15 protein-coding genes are annotated in these 13,902 nt (G+C 42.0%); 8 read left to right on the top strand and 7 right to left on the bottom strand.

What is annotated here, in order from left to right; all coding sequences use genetic code 11:
- The 4 genes from AC0VZ9_RS23395 to AC0VZ9_RS23380 are packed head-to-tail and all read right to left on the bottom strand — an operon-like array spanning position 1 to position 4,639.
- Positions 1-1,494 (bottom strand): Na+/H+ antiporter subunit D, encoded by a 1,494-nt coding sequence (locus AC0VZ9_RS23395; RefSeq protein WP_071156698.1) that lies wholly within the window; start codon positions 1,492-1,494, stop codon positions 1-3.
- Entirely contained in the window at positions 1,487-1,828 is a 342-nt protein-coding gene (locus AC0VZ9_RS23390; protein ID WP_071156700.1) for a Na(+)/H(+) antiporter subunit C, read from the bottom strand. Before AC0VZ9_RS23390 ends, AC0VZ9_RS23395 begins: the two co-directional genes overlap by 8 nt.
- A complete protein-coding gene (locus tag AC0VZ9_RS23385; protein ID WP_009331654.1) occupies positions 1,828-2,250 on the bottom strand; it encodes a Na(+)/H(+) antiporter subunit B in 423 nt (140 codons plus the stop codon). Before AC0VZ9_RS23385 ends, AC0VZ9_RS23390 begins: the two co-directional genes overlap by 1 nt.
- Positions 2,237-4,639 (bottom strand): Na+/H+ antiporter subunit A, encoded by a 2,403-nt coding sequence (locus tag AC0VZ9_RS23380; RefSeq protein ID WP_019380052.1) that lies wholly within the window; start codon positions 4,637-4,639, stop codon positions 2,237-2,239. The genes AC0VZ9_RS23385 and AC0VZ9_RS23380 overlap by 14 nt, the downstream gene beginning before the upstream one ends.
- A 450-nt stretch (positions 4,640-5,089) precedes the next feature.
- Here AC0VZ9_RS23380 and AC0VZ9_RS23375 point away from each other — a divergent pair, with 450 nt between their 5' ends.
- Complete coding sequence (locus tag AC0VZ9_RS23375) at positions 5,090-5,311, top strand: hypothetical protein (RefSeq protein ID WP_019380053.1); 222 nt, start codon at positions 5,090-5,092, stop codon at positions 5,309-5,311.
- Positions 5,312-5,457: 146 nt separating this feature from the next.
- On the opposite strand, the gene AC0VZ9_RS23370 is transcribed toward AC0VZ9_RS23375, so the two are convergent.
- Positions 5,458-6,000, bottom strand: coding sequence for a hypothetical protein (locus AC0VZ9_RS23370; RefSeq protein WP_009331651.1), 543 nt, complete (start codon positions 5,998-6,000; stop codon positions 5,458-5,460).
- Between the two features lie 166 nt (positions 6,001-6,166).
- Here AC0VZ9_RS23370 and AC0VZ9_RS23365 point away from each other — a divergent pair, with 166 nt between their 5' ends.
- The gene (locus AC0VZ9_RS23365; protein WP_256814963.1) at positions 6,167-6,724 is read left to right on the top strand and encodes a DUF5366 family protein; all 558 of its coding nucleotides are present in this window, start codon (positions 6,167-6,169) and stop codon (positions 6,722-6,724) included.
- 48 nt (positions 6,725-6,772) lie between these two features.
- Here AC0VZ9_RS23365 and AC0VZ9_RS23360 read toward each other — a convergent pair whose 3' ends face one another.
- A complete protein-coding gene (locus AC0VZ9_RS23360) occupies positions 6,773-8,629 on the bottom strand; it encodes a transglycosylase domain-containing protein (RefSeq protein WP_448896789.1) in 1,857 nt (618 codons plus the stop codon).
- Between the two features lie 195 nt (positions 8,630-8,824).
- On the opposite strand from AC0VZ9_RS23360, the gene kapD reads away from it, so the two are divergent.
- A complete protein-coding gene (kapD, locus tag AC0VZ9_RS23355; RefSeq protein WP_009331648.1) occupies positions 8,825-9,445 on the top strand; it encodes a 3'-5' exonuclease KapD in 621 nt (206 codons plus the stop codon).
- Between the two features lie 39 nt (positions 9,446-9,484).
- Here kapD and kapB read toward each other — a convergent pair whose 3' ends face one another.
- Positions 9,485-9,865: a kinase-associated lipoprotein KapB gene (kapB, locus tag AC0VZ9_RS23350; RefSeq protein ID WP_448896790.1), complete on the bottom strand. Its 381-nt coding sequence runs from the start codon at positions 9,863-9,865 to the stop codon at positions 9,485-9,487.
- A gap of 121 nt (positions 9,866-9,986) precedes the next feature.
- Here kapB and AC0VZ9_RS23345 point away from each other — a divergent pair, with 121 nt between their 5' ends.
- The 5 genes from AC0VZ9_RS23345 to AC0VZ9_RS23325 all read left to right on the top strand — a co-directional run bounded on the left by AC0VZ9_RS23345 (position 9,987) and on the right by AC0VZ9_RS23325 (position 13,480).
- Positions 9,987-10,721, top strand: coding sequence for a peptidylprolyl isomerase (locus tag AC0VZ9_RS23345; protein WP_475396762.1), 735 nt, complete (start codon positions 9,987-9,989; stop codon positions 10,719-10,721).
- A gap of 82 nt (positions 10,722-10,803) precedes the next feature.
- Positions 10,804-11,013, top strand: coding sequence for a hypothetical protein (locus AC0VZ9_RS23340; protein ID WP_475396761.1), 210 nt, complete (start codon positions 10,804-10,806; stop codon positions 11,011-11,013).
- Between the two features lie 389 nt (positions 11,014-11,402).
- On the top strand, positions 11,403-11,966 hold the full coding sequence (locus tag AC0VZ9_RS23335; protein WP_009331644.1) for a superoxide dismutase family protein: 564 nt from the start codon (positions 11,403-11,405) through the stop codon (positions 11,964-11,966).
- A 98-nt stretch (positions 11,967-12,064) separates the two neighbouring features.
- Complete coding sequence (locus tag AC0VZ9_RS23330) at positions 12,065-12,439, top strand: PH domain-containing protein (RefSeq protein WP_009331643.1); 375 nt, start codon at positions 12,065-12,067, stop codon at positions 12,437-12,439.
- Between the two features lie 90 nt (positions 12,440-12,529).
- Positions 12,530-13,480, top strand: coding sequence for a nuclease-related domain-containing protein (locus tag AC0VZ9_RS23325; protein ID WP_475396760.1), 951 nt, complete (start codon positions 12,530-12,532; stop codon positions 13,478-13,480).
- Positions 13,481-13,902 lie beyond the last annotated feature (422 nt).

The following is a 13,902-nucleotide window of genomic DNA, read 5'->3' as shown; positions in this document are numbered from 1 at the left end:
TCAATACTCCTTTAAAACTGCTTCAATATATATTTCTGGATTTGCAAGAGTTTCAGCAGCCTGTAAGATATACGGATAAACATACTCCGAGCCGGCTCCGTAGAAAACGGCAATGACAACAAGGATAACCGGGGCAATCATCATTTTGCCGATAGGTACTTTGTCTTCCCCTTTATAGGCGCGGGGTGTACCCCAAAAGCCATTAATGAAGACTTTCATGATTGAGAACAGCACAAGAAGACTGGACATTAAAACAATCCCTGCTCCCCAGTAATGTTCTGCTTCGAAACCGCCTTTAACAATTAGAAGCTTTCCAACAAATCCGCTTAACGGCGGGATTCCCGCAAGAGCAAGCGCTGCGATGAAAAAGGTCCAGCCCAGACCAGGATAGCGCTTGATCAACCCGCTTATCTTATGCAGGTTGCTTGTACCGGCTATCGCTATAACGATGCCGGCAAGTAAAAATAGAGCCGCCTTAATAATCATATCATGAATCAAATAGAAGATGGACCCGGTAAGGGAATCAGTCGTCATCGCTGATACTCCAAACAAAATCGCCCCTACAGCAATAATGATATTGTAGATGATAATTTTCTTAATATCCCAGTAGGCAATTGCTCCAATGACTCCGGCGATGATCGACATAACCGCCAAAAAGCTCAAGAGCTGATGGGTAAAGCCAGTATCATGATAAAAGAACAACGTATAGGTTCTTGTAATGGAGTAAACTCCGACTTTTGTCAGCAGCGCTCCGAATAAAGCCAAAACAGGAGCAGGCGGCGCATAGTAAGAGCCCGGCATCCAGAAATATAAAGGAAAAATGGCTCCTTTCAATCCAAATACGATTAAAAACAGCACAGCAATCACTGTAATGATTCCAGGGGGATTCCCTTGGCTGGCTTCGCTGATGCGGACGGATATATGCGCCATATTGAGCGTTCCAACAACAGAATATAGATAGGCCACAGCAATAACAAACAAAGCGGAAGATATAACATTTACAAGGATATATTTAATGGACTCCCTAAGCTGTGCCTTCTTTCCCCCCAGTACAAGCAATACATAGGAAGCCATCAGCATAACCTCAAAAAATACGAAAAGGTTGAAGATATCTCCTGTTGTAAAAGCACCGTTCACGCCAACAATTAAAAAGTTGAAGGCAGCATAATAGTAAAACTTCTCTCTGGCTTCCCCAATGCTCCAAAATGAATAAATCAAGCACAGAAATGCTATTATACTGGTTGTCAGCACCAGCAGAGCTGACATCATGTCAGAAACAAGCGTGATCCCAAACGGAGCCTCCCAGCTTGAAACATCCAGCGTTTGTATCCCGTCAACTCGAACCTTCTGAACCAGCAAGGCAGAAAAAATGATCGCAATCACTGATGAAATGCCTGAAATCCACCTTTGCAGCATGATTCTTTTAGCGGTGAAGATGAGAAGGACACCCGTAACTAAAGGGATCAGGATGGGCAATATCAAAAAGTTAATCATTTCCTTCAGTTCCTCTCATTCGATCCATATTATCAGTGCCAAGCTCCTGGTAGGCACGGTATGCCAGTACAAGGAAAAACGCAGTGACCCCGAAGCTGATTACAATTGCCGTCAGGATAAGAGCCTGGGGAATCGGATCGGTATATGAGGGTGCGTTTTCACCCAGCAGCGGGGCAGATCCTGTTTTTAAACCGCCCATCGTTAATATCAGCATATGTGCCCCATGACTTAAAAGACCGGTTCCGACAATAATGCGAAGCAAGCTTTTTGACAGCATGAGATAAGTAGCTGACATAAATAAAATACCAATTACGAAAGCCATTAATATTTCCATTATTCATCCTCCCCTATCGTTTGAATAATGGTCATCGTAACGCCAACAACAACCAGAAAAACACCCAGGTCAAACAGTGTAGCTGTATGGAGGGAAGTGTCCCCCAGGACTGGCAAGTCAACATGTCCAAAAGCATGGGTAAGGAAAGGGACATTAAATAGCAATGCTCCCGCCCCTGTACCAATTGCAAATAGCAGTCCAACTGCAATCATGTGAATATAATTGACAGGAAGGATTTTTGAGACAGTTTTCATGTCAAAAGCCAGCAGCAGCAGAACGATTGCCCCCGATGTCAGCAAACCGCCGACGAATCCGCCCCCCGGTGTATAATGACCGGCAAAAAAGATATGGATAGAGAAAAGAACAATGAGAAACAAAACTACTTTCGTAGCGGTCTGCAGAATAATATCATTTGTTTTCATTTTTCTTTCCTCCTTCCAGGCGAAGTTTAATCATAGCGAAAATTCCAAGGGCTGCAATTCCGAGAACCGTAATTTCAAACATGGTATCAAAGCCCCGGAAATCAACAAGTATTACGTTTACCATGTTTTTCCCGGCTGCTTCCTTATACGTATTCTCGACGTAATATTGCGCAATGGAAGGAAACATCTTATTGCTGTGGGCAGATAGGGCAATCAGCGTGACAATCGCACCCACCCCGACAGAAATAAGGGCATTCGTCATTTTAAATCTCATCCGCTCCTCATGCCGAAGCTTAGGCAGATGGTAGAAAGCAAGCAGGAATAAAGAGACAGAAATAGTCTCGATTACAAGCTGTGTTAATGCAAGGTCAGGAGCACGGAAAATAACAAAGAACAATGAAACGGTATATCCGACTGCCCCCAGCAGAATGATGGATGTCATTCTGGATTTTACAAAAAGAATGGAAACAGATGCAGCAGCGATGACTAATGCCAGCAGAACCTCCGCATAATGGATGTCGGCCACATGCTCCGTGTCAAATTTAAACGCATCTTTCAGAACCAGTGTGGTAGCCAAAGCTACAATGAAAAATGAAAAAATATACACAAGATAGGTTCTGATGAATCCGTTCATATATAATCTTGTTAAGTTGAAGGAAGCCCTCTGTGATACTTCCAGCATAGAATCGTAAAAACGATTTAGCGCCAATTTCTCAGGGAAAAGATTATACACACTTCTCCACTTCGGCAGAGTGACAAAAAGCAGAATTCCCAATGTAATAACACCCAATGTCATAAACAATTCAGGCGTAAATCCATGCCAGAAGTATATATGAGTATCATACACATACCCTTCAACAGGCATGATGGCGGCCTGTGCAGGAGAGATGAGCGTGTTTGAAATAATATTAGGGAAGAAACCGATAATGATCACTAGTGAAGCCAGGATAATGGGTGATATTAGCATACCGATTGGAGCTTCGTGCGGTTTCTTTTCTAATTGTTCAGGCTGGAACTTGCCTGTGAACGTTTTGAATACAAGAATCATGCTGTAAATGAACGTGAATACACTTGCCACCCAGGCAAGAACAGGGAACAAGAATCCCCATGTATCCAAATTTAATATATCCATTTCCAGAACACGGACCATTCCTGTGAAGAACATTTCTTTACTTAAGAACCCATTAAAAGGCGGAAGCCCGGCCATAGAAAATGTCCCGATGACCGCCAAAGTAAAAGTAATCGGCATAAAGTTCATCAGACCGCCAAGCTTGCGGATATCACGGGTGCCGGTTTCATGGTCTACGATTCCAGCTACCATAAATAGACTTCCTTTAAAAGTGGCATGGTTAATCAAATGAAAGACAGCAGCTGTAGTGGCAACCGTATAAATACTGTCTTCTACTGTTTCGAAGTGAAGTGCTGCAGCACCAATGCCGAGAAGGGACATGATCATCCCCAGCTGGCTGACCGTTGAGAAAGCCAGGATGGCTTTAAGGTCAGTCTGTTTGACAGCTGAGAAGGAACCCCAGAATAATGTTGTAATGCCAAATCCTGCAATGAGCCAGAGCCAGAGCGAGTGCTCCGCAAATACCGGACTCATACGTGCAACTAAATAAATGCCTGCTTTAACCATTGTTGCCGAATGAAGATATGCGCTGACAGGTGTTGGAGCTTCCATGGCATCCGGCAGCCAGATGTGAAATGGAAATTGTGCAGACTTGGTAAAGGCCCCAAGCAAAATGCAAAGCAAAGCAGGAACAAATAATGCATGTGAAAATATCTCATCTGATTGAGCAATAATTTCGGAAATGCTGAAAGTACCAGTCATCATATAAAGAAGTATGATGCCTCCAAGCATAGAAAGACCGCCGAAAACCGTGATGATCATCGACTTCTGTGCACCATATCTTGATTTCTCTCTGTGGTACCAGTACCCGATTAGCAGGAATGAAGAAAAGCTCGTAAATTCCCAGAAAGTATAAAGCACAATCAAGTTATCCGAAAGGACAACTCCCAGCATAGCCCCCATAAATAGAAGCAAGTAAACATAGAAGGTGTTCAGTTTTTCTTTGTTTTTATCCAAGTAATAGATGGAATACAGAACAACTAAGGCTCCTATTCCGGTGATCAGCAAAGCAAAAAGCAAACCAAGTCCGTCTACTTTTGCCGTGAAATCGATCCCAAGAGCGGGAATCCATGCAAAAGATTTTGTGACGGATTGCTGATTGGAGGTGATGGATAAATAAGAGATAAAATAACTGAATAAAAGGATTGGCAGAGGAAGTACGAACCAACCCGTATGTATCTGCCTAAACAGCTTGTACGCAATAGGCACAAGGATGGCAAGCAAAAATGGTGAAATTATTGCCAGGTGAAGCAGAGACAAAACATTACCCCCTTTTAAATTAATTGTTGTTACTCGAAAAAGTATCCTAGTATGCAGCTTGATGTAGCGGCTATATGGCTTCTAACAGTTCAGTATATTTAGAAAACTGTATTTTTCCTCCGCAGCATGTATAAAACTTTTTTCGCAATACGTAAAGCGCTTAATAAAAGTTTTTCCACCTTCCCCCATATTATCCAGCCAAGGGAGGCAAGACAGGCGTGCCATAATCATCATTACTATCCGCTCATGCACCTCAGAACAAATTATAACCTAAAAATAAAGTCTGTGCATTCTTCAAACCCTTATCAGTAAAGGATTTATCCATTCTTATTAAATAGGTAGAAACACGAATTAATCAGGAAAAATTTTTTTGAAAAAATGTCTCCCAAAACAGCATTTTTGTATAAAAAAACATTAATTTACGCACACTACTCATAGGTGGTGTTGTGTATGATTAAGCATAAAATTTCAGCAGCCATTACAATCTTTGCCCTTCTGTTTGCAGGCGCCTGGATATTGGACCACCAAACCAAAAGGGAATTCTATATTCCGGCAGACGAAGAAGAAGTGGTCGAATTATTACCGGCAAATTACGAAATGGAAGCTGAAAATAAGCAAAAGCTGAAGGTGTTTGAACCGAGAGAATATGTGAGGATACAGACAGCATCATAAGAAAAGCGGACTCCCCTCGAGGGGCAGGCGCTCCTCCCAAAAGCTGCCGCTTTTAGTAGTGCGATGATAAAGCTGGCTAAGCGTTCCTTTTGAAGCCAGACAACAAGAAGAGGATGAGAAATGGCTCATCCTCTCTTACTGCTGTTTTAAAGTTTACTTTGGCCGCGGTTATGAAAAATCATGATGAATAGAGGGACCGTAATGATGAAGGAAAGAAAGAATAAGAAGAGAAATTTGGAGAAGGGCGTAATATTTTTTTCAATATCGTCCGCATACATTTCAAAAAAATCCCTGATTGATTCATTGCCGAGCACATTGGATGCTGTCAGGAATTCATTTTTGTCATAATCATAGTAAAAGAAATCTTTTTTCTTAAAAATAAATAAGCCATCTCTTTTTTGTTCTAATTCCAAAAAAACAATGCCAATGTGAGATGAATATTCTTCAGTTTCCTCTTCATTTTCTGATGTTTGCGGGTCATCAGGTGTAACAATCTTTGTTACTTGCCCCTGCATCCCGTATGCATCAATGACTGAAAAGGAGTCTTCGCTGTAATAATGGATAGTGCTGCGAAGCTGTTCTTCAAGTATGTCCTCGAACTCTTTTTCAGCATCAGCAGCTTTTGCAGGCATAATGTACTGAACTGACAGCAATACGGCAAACAAAAAACAGCATATTCCTTTTTTCATTTCCTTCCCCCTTTTTCTCTATTTAATGCAAGATTTGCTAGAATATGGTTTATGTCTATGCTAGGAAACACTAAAATATACAGAAGGGATAAGCTGTTGTAAAAATTATGAAAATCACTGATAATAGATAGCTAGAGTAAAGAAAGACAAATATGGATGGGGAAAAATGAAAAATACATATCTGACGAGTTATTTTCCGCTTTTGGCGATTATTTTGTTTAGTACTTCTCTGGCATTAAAAACCCAGATGGAATTAGTTTATTTTCTGAAAAAGACAGGAATTTTCCAGGGGATGCTAGAGTTCTTTTCAGAAGGCGGCGTAAAGATGTCACTGACGGTCCTCCTCCTGGTCCTTTTTTTTATGGTGTTTGCAGCCTTGAAATTGGTGGCAGATACGATCAATGGACTGTCACTTCTGTTCTTTTCTAAAGATCTGGAAGGGGAAAGTCTGACAAAGTCGAGGCAAGGTTCGGCCATCTATTTTATTGGAGGCGCTTTGTCGCTTCTGAGTTTGTTCAGTTATATCGGGATTGCCATCCTTTTTGCGGCCGCTACCTTTATTTATTTCAGTTACTTTGTTTATAAAGCCAGTTCTTCATTGACTGCATCCGGCATTGCTGGTGTGATTTTTTTTCAGGTTATGGTCTGGACTTCTCTTTTAACAGGGATACTCTATCTTTCTTTGAAAATACACAACAGCATCATGGCAAGTCTGCCGATATAGTAAAAGGAGGCCGCAGTAAAGGGCCTCCTTTAAAGTAAACATATCATTTTAATCAGACATTATATCCTTCCAAATCAGCAGCTGGGGAGAAGCCGATTCGATAGCAGCCAGATTTCCGGGCCGATCCTTTCCAACCCAGACACCTGCTGTATACTGGCCAGTCAAGCCCACAAACCAGAAATCATGATAGCCATTAGTGGTTCCTGTTTTGCCGCCGGCATATCCAAATGGCAGACGTGCTTTCCGTGCAGTGCCGGATTGAACGGTCCTGGCCATTAAATTCCTCATTTTTTCTATCGTTTTTTCGCTCCAAACCTGCGTTTTAGAATCATCCCAGCTATAAAGCAATTTTCCTTTCAGGTCAGTGATTTTACGGATGGCTCTTGCCGGCTGGTAATAACCATCATTTGCAAACACAGTATATGCTGATGTGAGTTCAAGCGGTGTCATTCCGTATGTAAAACCTCCTATAGCTGCAGAAAGGGCATGATCCTTATCTGTAACCTTTTTAAAACCAAACTTATCTAAATCACGAAAACCATTTTCAATTCCAATGTCGTCCAGCAGTCTTACTGCAGGTGTATTATACGAATAAATAAAGGCTTTTTCGAGTGTTGTCGATCCATAGCGGGCACCGCCATAATTCTGGGGGCAATATCCATTTTTGCAGAAAGGTCCTGCATTCACTTGATCATGAATGACTGCGCTGGTGTGCTCAAAGTATGGTGCATAAACAAGCAGCGGCTTAATAGCGGAACCGGGCTGTCTGTATGCCTGGAAAGCTCGATTAAAGTTGTATTTCTTATAATTCTTTCCGCCTGCAAGCGCTGTTATTTCATGTGATCCATTATCTATCACGGCTGCTGCACCTTCCACATCCTTGTAGGACAGGCGCTTATTTAGGGAATTTGCAGCCTTTTCCTGAAGGGCAGGGTTCAGGGCAGTTTCAATGATTATGCCTTGCTCCATTATTTGGGATATTCTCTTATCAAGCTTGGCGCTCAATGATGCTTTTTCCTGCTCTCCTGCTTTTAGGAGCTTATCCTGATAGCCTTCTTTAACAGAAATTAATTCACGCAGCTCCGCTTCTACATATGAAACATAATCCGGATATAAGTCTATTCTTTGTTTGACCTGAAGCTGAATCCGTTCACTTTTCATCTTCTCTGCTTCCTTTGGCGAAATCAGCTGTTCTTCCTTTAATTGATCAATCAGCCGCTCCTGCCTTTCTTTTGTATGGTTAAAGTGTTTCATAGGATCATATAAAGATGGGTTGTTTGGGATGGCAGCCAAAAAAGCTTCTTGAGCTTTGGTCAGGTCTTTGGCGCTTTTTTTAAAATAGAGCTGGGAAGCAGCCTCAATTCCGTAAGCTCCATTATGGAAATAAATTGCGTTAATATACAATTCCAGAATTTTTTCTTTGGATAATTTCCTCTCCAGTTCATATGCATATAGGAGTTCACTGAGCTTGCGGTTATAGGATTGTTCATGATTCAGAAAGATATTACGAGCCAGCTGCTGGGTAATGGTGCTGGCCCCCTGTTCAATATCATCCGATTGGATGTTGATGGCCAGGGCACGTCCAATGGCAGCAACATCGAATCCGGCATGGTCATAAAAGTGCTGGTCCTCCGCTGTGATAAAAACATCCTTAAGAAAAGGGGAAATGTCACCTGACGATAGGCTGATTCTGTTTACCGGATGATCCATTTCAGAGATTACCTGGCCGTTGCCTGCTTTAATATAACTTGTCTGGGGCAGGCTGACTTCTTTTATTTCAAGCTTTTCATCCAGCAGCTCATGAAATCCCTGAACCTTTTGCGATTCAGCAGAGACAGCAAATACCAGTAAAGAAAAAATAGGAAGCAAGAGAATGATGATCATAAATCCAGACCAGGAACGCAAAGGAATCCGCCTCCGTTATTTTAAACTTCTATCCTATTTTTCGGCTTTTTTTCTGAGGAGTTAAGCTTTTTTTAAGAAGGCAGACGCTGCTGAAAAATTCCGGCTTAAATGCAATTTACTCAGAAAATTGAAATATTTCATGCTATAATATAAGAAATTATGTGCGTGAATTTCTAATGGAAAGCAGGTGAAAACATGGGGGAGGAACACCAATACCTATTTATTGATTTTGAGTTTACCATGCCTGAGAAAGGCAGTGCTTTCAGAGGGTTTTTTCCGGAAATTATCGAAGCGGGAATTGTATCAGTCATCGGCAATCAAGTTTGTGAAGAGTTCTCTTCATATGTAACTCCCGTCCGGTTTCCGAAATTGTCCGAGCGCTGCAAATCCTTTCTGCATATAACACAGGAACAGGTAGACCAGGGCATCGATTTTCTTGAACTCGTGAAAAAAATGATAGATATGAACAGAAACCGTCCATGCACGATTGTTACGTGGGGAAATATGGATATGAAGGTGCTTAGAAATAATTGTACCCACGCTGGAGTTGACTTTCCGTTCAGAGGCAGGGAAGTGGATCTTTCGATGGAATATAAGCGTTTCTTCGGGGATCAAAACCAGACAGGATTATGGAAAGCCGTTCAGGAATATGGCAAGGAAGGAACAGGAAAACATCACCGGGCTTTGGATGATGCCTTAACGACTTACAATATTTTCAGATTGGTAGAAAAAGATAAGAAATATCTGCAGAAGCCGGAACCTACTACAATTGGCGATCGGGTGGACTTCTCGAAACTGTTTAATAAATTTGCCTGACAAGCCAAATCCATCAAAATGATTTGGCTTGTTTTCATTTTACTTAAAATAATCCTTTTCCAATGAGTCAAGATTCCTTATGCTTTGTTCTGCCCAGGGAGAAGAATCTCCTTCCAGCTCCGTTCTCATTTTATCCAAAGCTATTTGCAGCGAATCCTTATAATCTGGTATTTCTTCACTAAAGGGCTTTACCATCTGCTTAGGCACATTGGTCTGCTCTCTGTATGCAAGCGCGCGGCGCTCATGGAAAAGCATCACGTCCGCCTCTTTAGGATTATGCAAGTCGCCCTGCATTGGATGCTTTAAGATCGCAAGCACTCTGACCAGGTAATGCTGTGGCCGGATGTCTGTAACTTCCCCGATATACTTGCCTGTTTTATAGATGGCTGTTACTCTATCGCCAATCTTTACTTCTGCCAATCTAACCTCTCCTTTTCATTTTTCTTTAGCCCTATTATGAAGCTTGAAAAAACAAAGTGCAAATTTTCAATAAATCAGGTAAGCTAAAAAATGATTAGTTTTTTCATAGGAGGATGAGAAAATGAAATGGCGTTTTCTAACACCGATTCTTTTTCTGATGCTGATCCTGGCAGCATGCGGGACAAGCACTGAAAAAGAAGAGGACAAGGCAAATGGTTCTGCTGCTGAAGAAAGCCAAACAGATAACCAGGCAAGTGAAGAAGCACCGGACAGCTTTCCGCAATTAACAGAAGAAGTTGAGGGAAATGAAAGACTAGTGAAAATGCAGACGTCAAAAGGGAATATTAAAATTAAACTTTTCCCGGATCAGGCTCCCAAAGCGGTTGAAAATTTCATTAAGCATAGTGAAGATGGCTATTACGATGGCTTGATTTTTCACCGTGTTATTAAAGATTTTATGATTCAGGGCGGTGATCCTGAGGGAACCGGCATGGGCGGAGAAAGCATTTACGGTGAAGCATTTGAGGATGAATTCTCCAATGAGCTTTATAATATCCGCGGAGCTTTATCCATGGCCAATTCTGGTCCCAATACTAACGGAAGCCAATTCTTTATTGTTCAGAACACAACGCCTGATCCAAGTTTGAAAGAGCAAATGGAAAAGGCCGGTTATCCGGAAAAAATTATCAAAGCTTATGAAAAAGGCGGTACACCTTGGCTTGACAATAAGCACACCGTTTTTGGACAGGTTGTTGAGGGAATGGATGTAGTCGACAGTATCGCTGCAGTTGAAACTGCCGAACAGGACAAGCCAGCGGAAGATGTGGTCATTGAAAAGATAGAGGTTTTAAAATAAGTGTATAAACATTGGACTGTGTAATCATTGCTGATATAATAATTCGGGTGGACACTGCTTTTAGCAGAAAGGATTGATTAGGATGTTGCAATGGTATGTACTGTCGCTGTTTCTATATTTTCCGGAAGATAAATCAGAATATGGCCCTGCAGCTGTAACGTTTGTCATCTTTTTAGTTGCGGCCATTCTTACAATGAGATTAATTATCCGTGTGTCAAAGCGCGAAGCAGCCAAGGCGAAAGAGCTTGAAGAGCGCATCGATAGGCAAAATAGACAAGGGGGGAACAGCTGAGCAGCTGTTCTTCTTTTTTTGTTAAGAAATTATAACTTTGATAACTGTCTAGCGCAAGCAGCCTACCCCCTCGAGGTCACAACCTTGTCTAGTTTCGGCTCCTAGGGACTCGGGGTCATAAGCCGTTTCCTTTCAGAAGGAAGAACGCCTTCTTACAGGAACCGTCTTATGCCTGAGGCCCGCAGGACAGGTAAGGCTTCGTCAGCATAAACATCGCATGACCGAAAGCGACAGCTTTTGGGAGGATGCGGGTCATGCAGACGTTGCCACAGGACGAGGCGATCTTAGTCTGCGTTCCTTAGGTGAGCAAGGAGCTTGCGCTTTTCTTGTTTATTGATAAAGTGATTGGGCAACACTAAAGACAAAATGTCTTGATGGAGGATTCAATCATGAAAAAAGCGCTGATGCTTGGTTTTGTTCTTCTTCTGTCCGGTTGCGGGGAAGAGAACATTACGAATACGGAAGTTGAAATGTTTAACGCTGCAGGTGATTCATTAGGGACAATTAAGGTGCAGGAACAGGCGAGCGGAGTAAAGTTGAGCGGGGGTCTGAGCGGACTTCCTCCGGGGGAACTTGCCATCCATATCCATGAAGAAGCAAAATGCGAGCCTCCTGACTTTAAATCGGCAGGGAATCATTTCAATCCTGACAATAAGGAACATGGGCTGCTTCATCCCAAAGGATCACATGCGGGTGATCTTCCCAACCTGATTGTTGAGGATGACGGCAAGGCTAAGATTGACTTTATGGCGCCCCAAGTCACGTTAAAAGAAGACAAAAATTCTTTGTTGACAAAGGAAGGGACTTCCATTGTTATCCATGATGGACCAGATGATGGCATGACTCAGCCGGCAGGAGATTCAGGAGAACGCATTGCCTGCGGCCGTATTTCAAAAGATAAAGAAGAAGAAGGACAGAAAAAAGCACAGGACGATCAATCAACAGAAGAATAAATAATTGAAGGCTTTCCTGGCAGGGGAGACTTTATCACTGGGAATTTTTCCGAACGATCCGTATAATGGAGTTAAACCTTATAATGGAGGTTGGTTAAATGGGAATTTTCGATGGTTTTATCGGCAATGCATCTGAAGCGGACATTAATGAGGTTCAGGAGGAATTTTCAGCAGTCCTTGCCCCGAGTGAACAGGTTGAAAAAGCCTATAGGCTCGTCCGCGATTTATTCATTTTTACAAACAAGCGTCTGATTCTGGTGGATAAGCAAGGAATCACAGGGAAAAAAATCGAGTATCATTCCATCCCTTACAAAAACATCACCCATTTTAGCATTGAAACCGCAGGCAGCTTCGATCTGGAGGCCGAATTAAAAATTTGGATCTCAGGATCAGACGAACCAATTGAAAAGCATTTTAATAAAAACTTGAACATATACGAAGTGCAGAGTGTGCTTGCTGAATATGTACTATAAATCCCCTTGCTAGTATAACCAAGGGGATTTTGCTTGTAGTTCAGGTGGAATTTTCATAAAATTAAATTATCTTGATAAAGGATGTGAGTGATGATAAACAGACTCCGTTTCGAACCAAAGGAGCTGGAAATGCTCCGCTTTCTGTCCCGCCGCCTGGAACTGCCTTTGAAAAATGAAAATCAGTATCTGCATTTAGAGAAGGGCTATGCAGGCGAGCAGCATTTTGATAGGGAGCTTCAGGACTTGCCAGACTCTTGCATTATTCTAAATGATCTATTGCTGGAAAACAGCAATACCCATTTCCAAATCGATACTCTCCTTATCGCCGGCGGCACTATATTCATCTTTGAAGTAAAAAACTATGAAGGGGACTATTACATAGAAAATGAAAGATGGTATTCCCTGCTATCCAAAACAGAAATAAAAAATCCCCTCCTCCAGCTGCAAAGAAGCGAAACCCTTTTACGGGGCCTCCTTAAAGAATTCGGCTACCATCTTCCCATCAAATCACATCTGATATTCATTAATCCCGGCTTTCAGCTTTATCAAGCTCCTATCAATATTCCTGCAGTATTTCCTTCGCAGCTTAATCGATTCCTGGAGAAATTAAAAACTATTCCTAATGCGGCGAAATCGAGAAACCTGAAGCTGGCTGAACAGTTAAATGCCCGCTGCTTGAAGGAGAATCCCTATGTTCGGATTCCAGAATACACTTATGACCTTTTGAGGAAAGGGATTATATGCAGTTCGTGTACTTCGTTTTTAGCCCCCTTTACTCAAGGTTACTTAACCTGCGGGGAATGTGGATCGAAAGAAAAGGTGGATACTGCAGTACTGAGAAGTGTAAAGGAATTTGCGGTTTTGTTTCCGGATAGGAAAATTACTACAAATACAATAGTAGATTGGTGCGGTGGTATTGGTTCCGGGAAAGTGGTGCAGAGGATACTAGTGAGAAATTATGAAAAAAAGGGGAGGGGGAAGGCTTCTTATTACCAAGCATGCCAAAGGGAGGAAAAAGTGAATGGAGGTCAGATGGATTAACACCGAAAATAGGAGAGGTAAGAGGAAAATGGTAGTTAATCGGAAGGGTTAACACCGAAAACAAGAAGGGGAGGGAAAAATGGTAGTTAATCGGAGGATTAACGCCGAAAATAGGGGAGGGGAGAGAAAAATGGTAGTTAATCAGAGGGATTAACGCCGAAAATAAGGGTGTAAAAGAAAAATGGTAGTTAATCAGAGGGATTAACACCGAAAATAGGGGAGGGGAGAGAAAAATGGTAGTTAATCGGATGGATTAACGCCAAAAATACGGGATGCAAAGAAAAATGGTAGTTAATCGGAGGGATTAACGCCAAAAATACGGGATGCAAAGAAAAATGGTAGTTAATCGGAGGGATTAACGCCAAAAATAAGGGGTCCACAGAAAAACGGTAGTTAATCAGAGGGATTAACGCCGAAAATAA

The organism is Cytobacillus sp. QJM3NY_8 (genome assembly GCF_056173585.1).
Note: the sequence above shows the minus strand (reverse complement) of the source record. Positions and strands in the feature narration are given on the sequence as shown.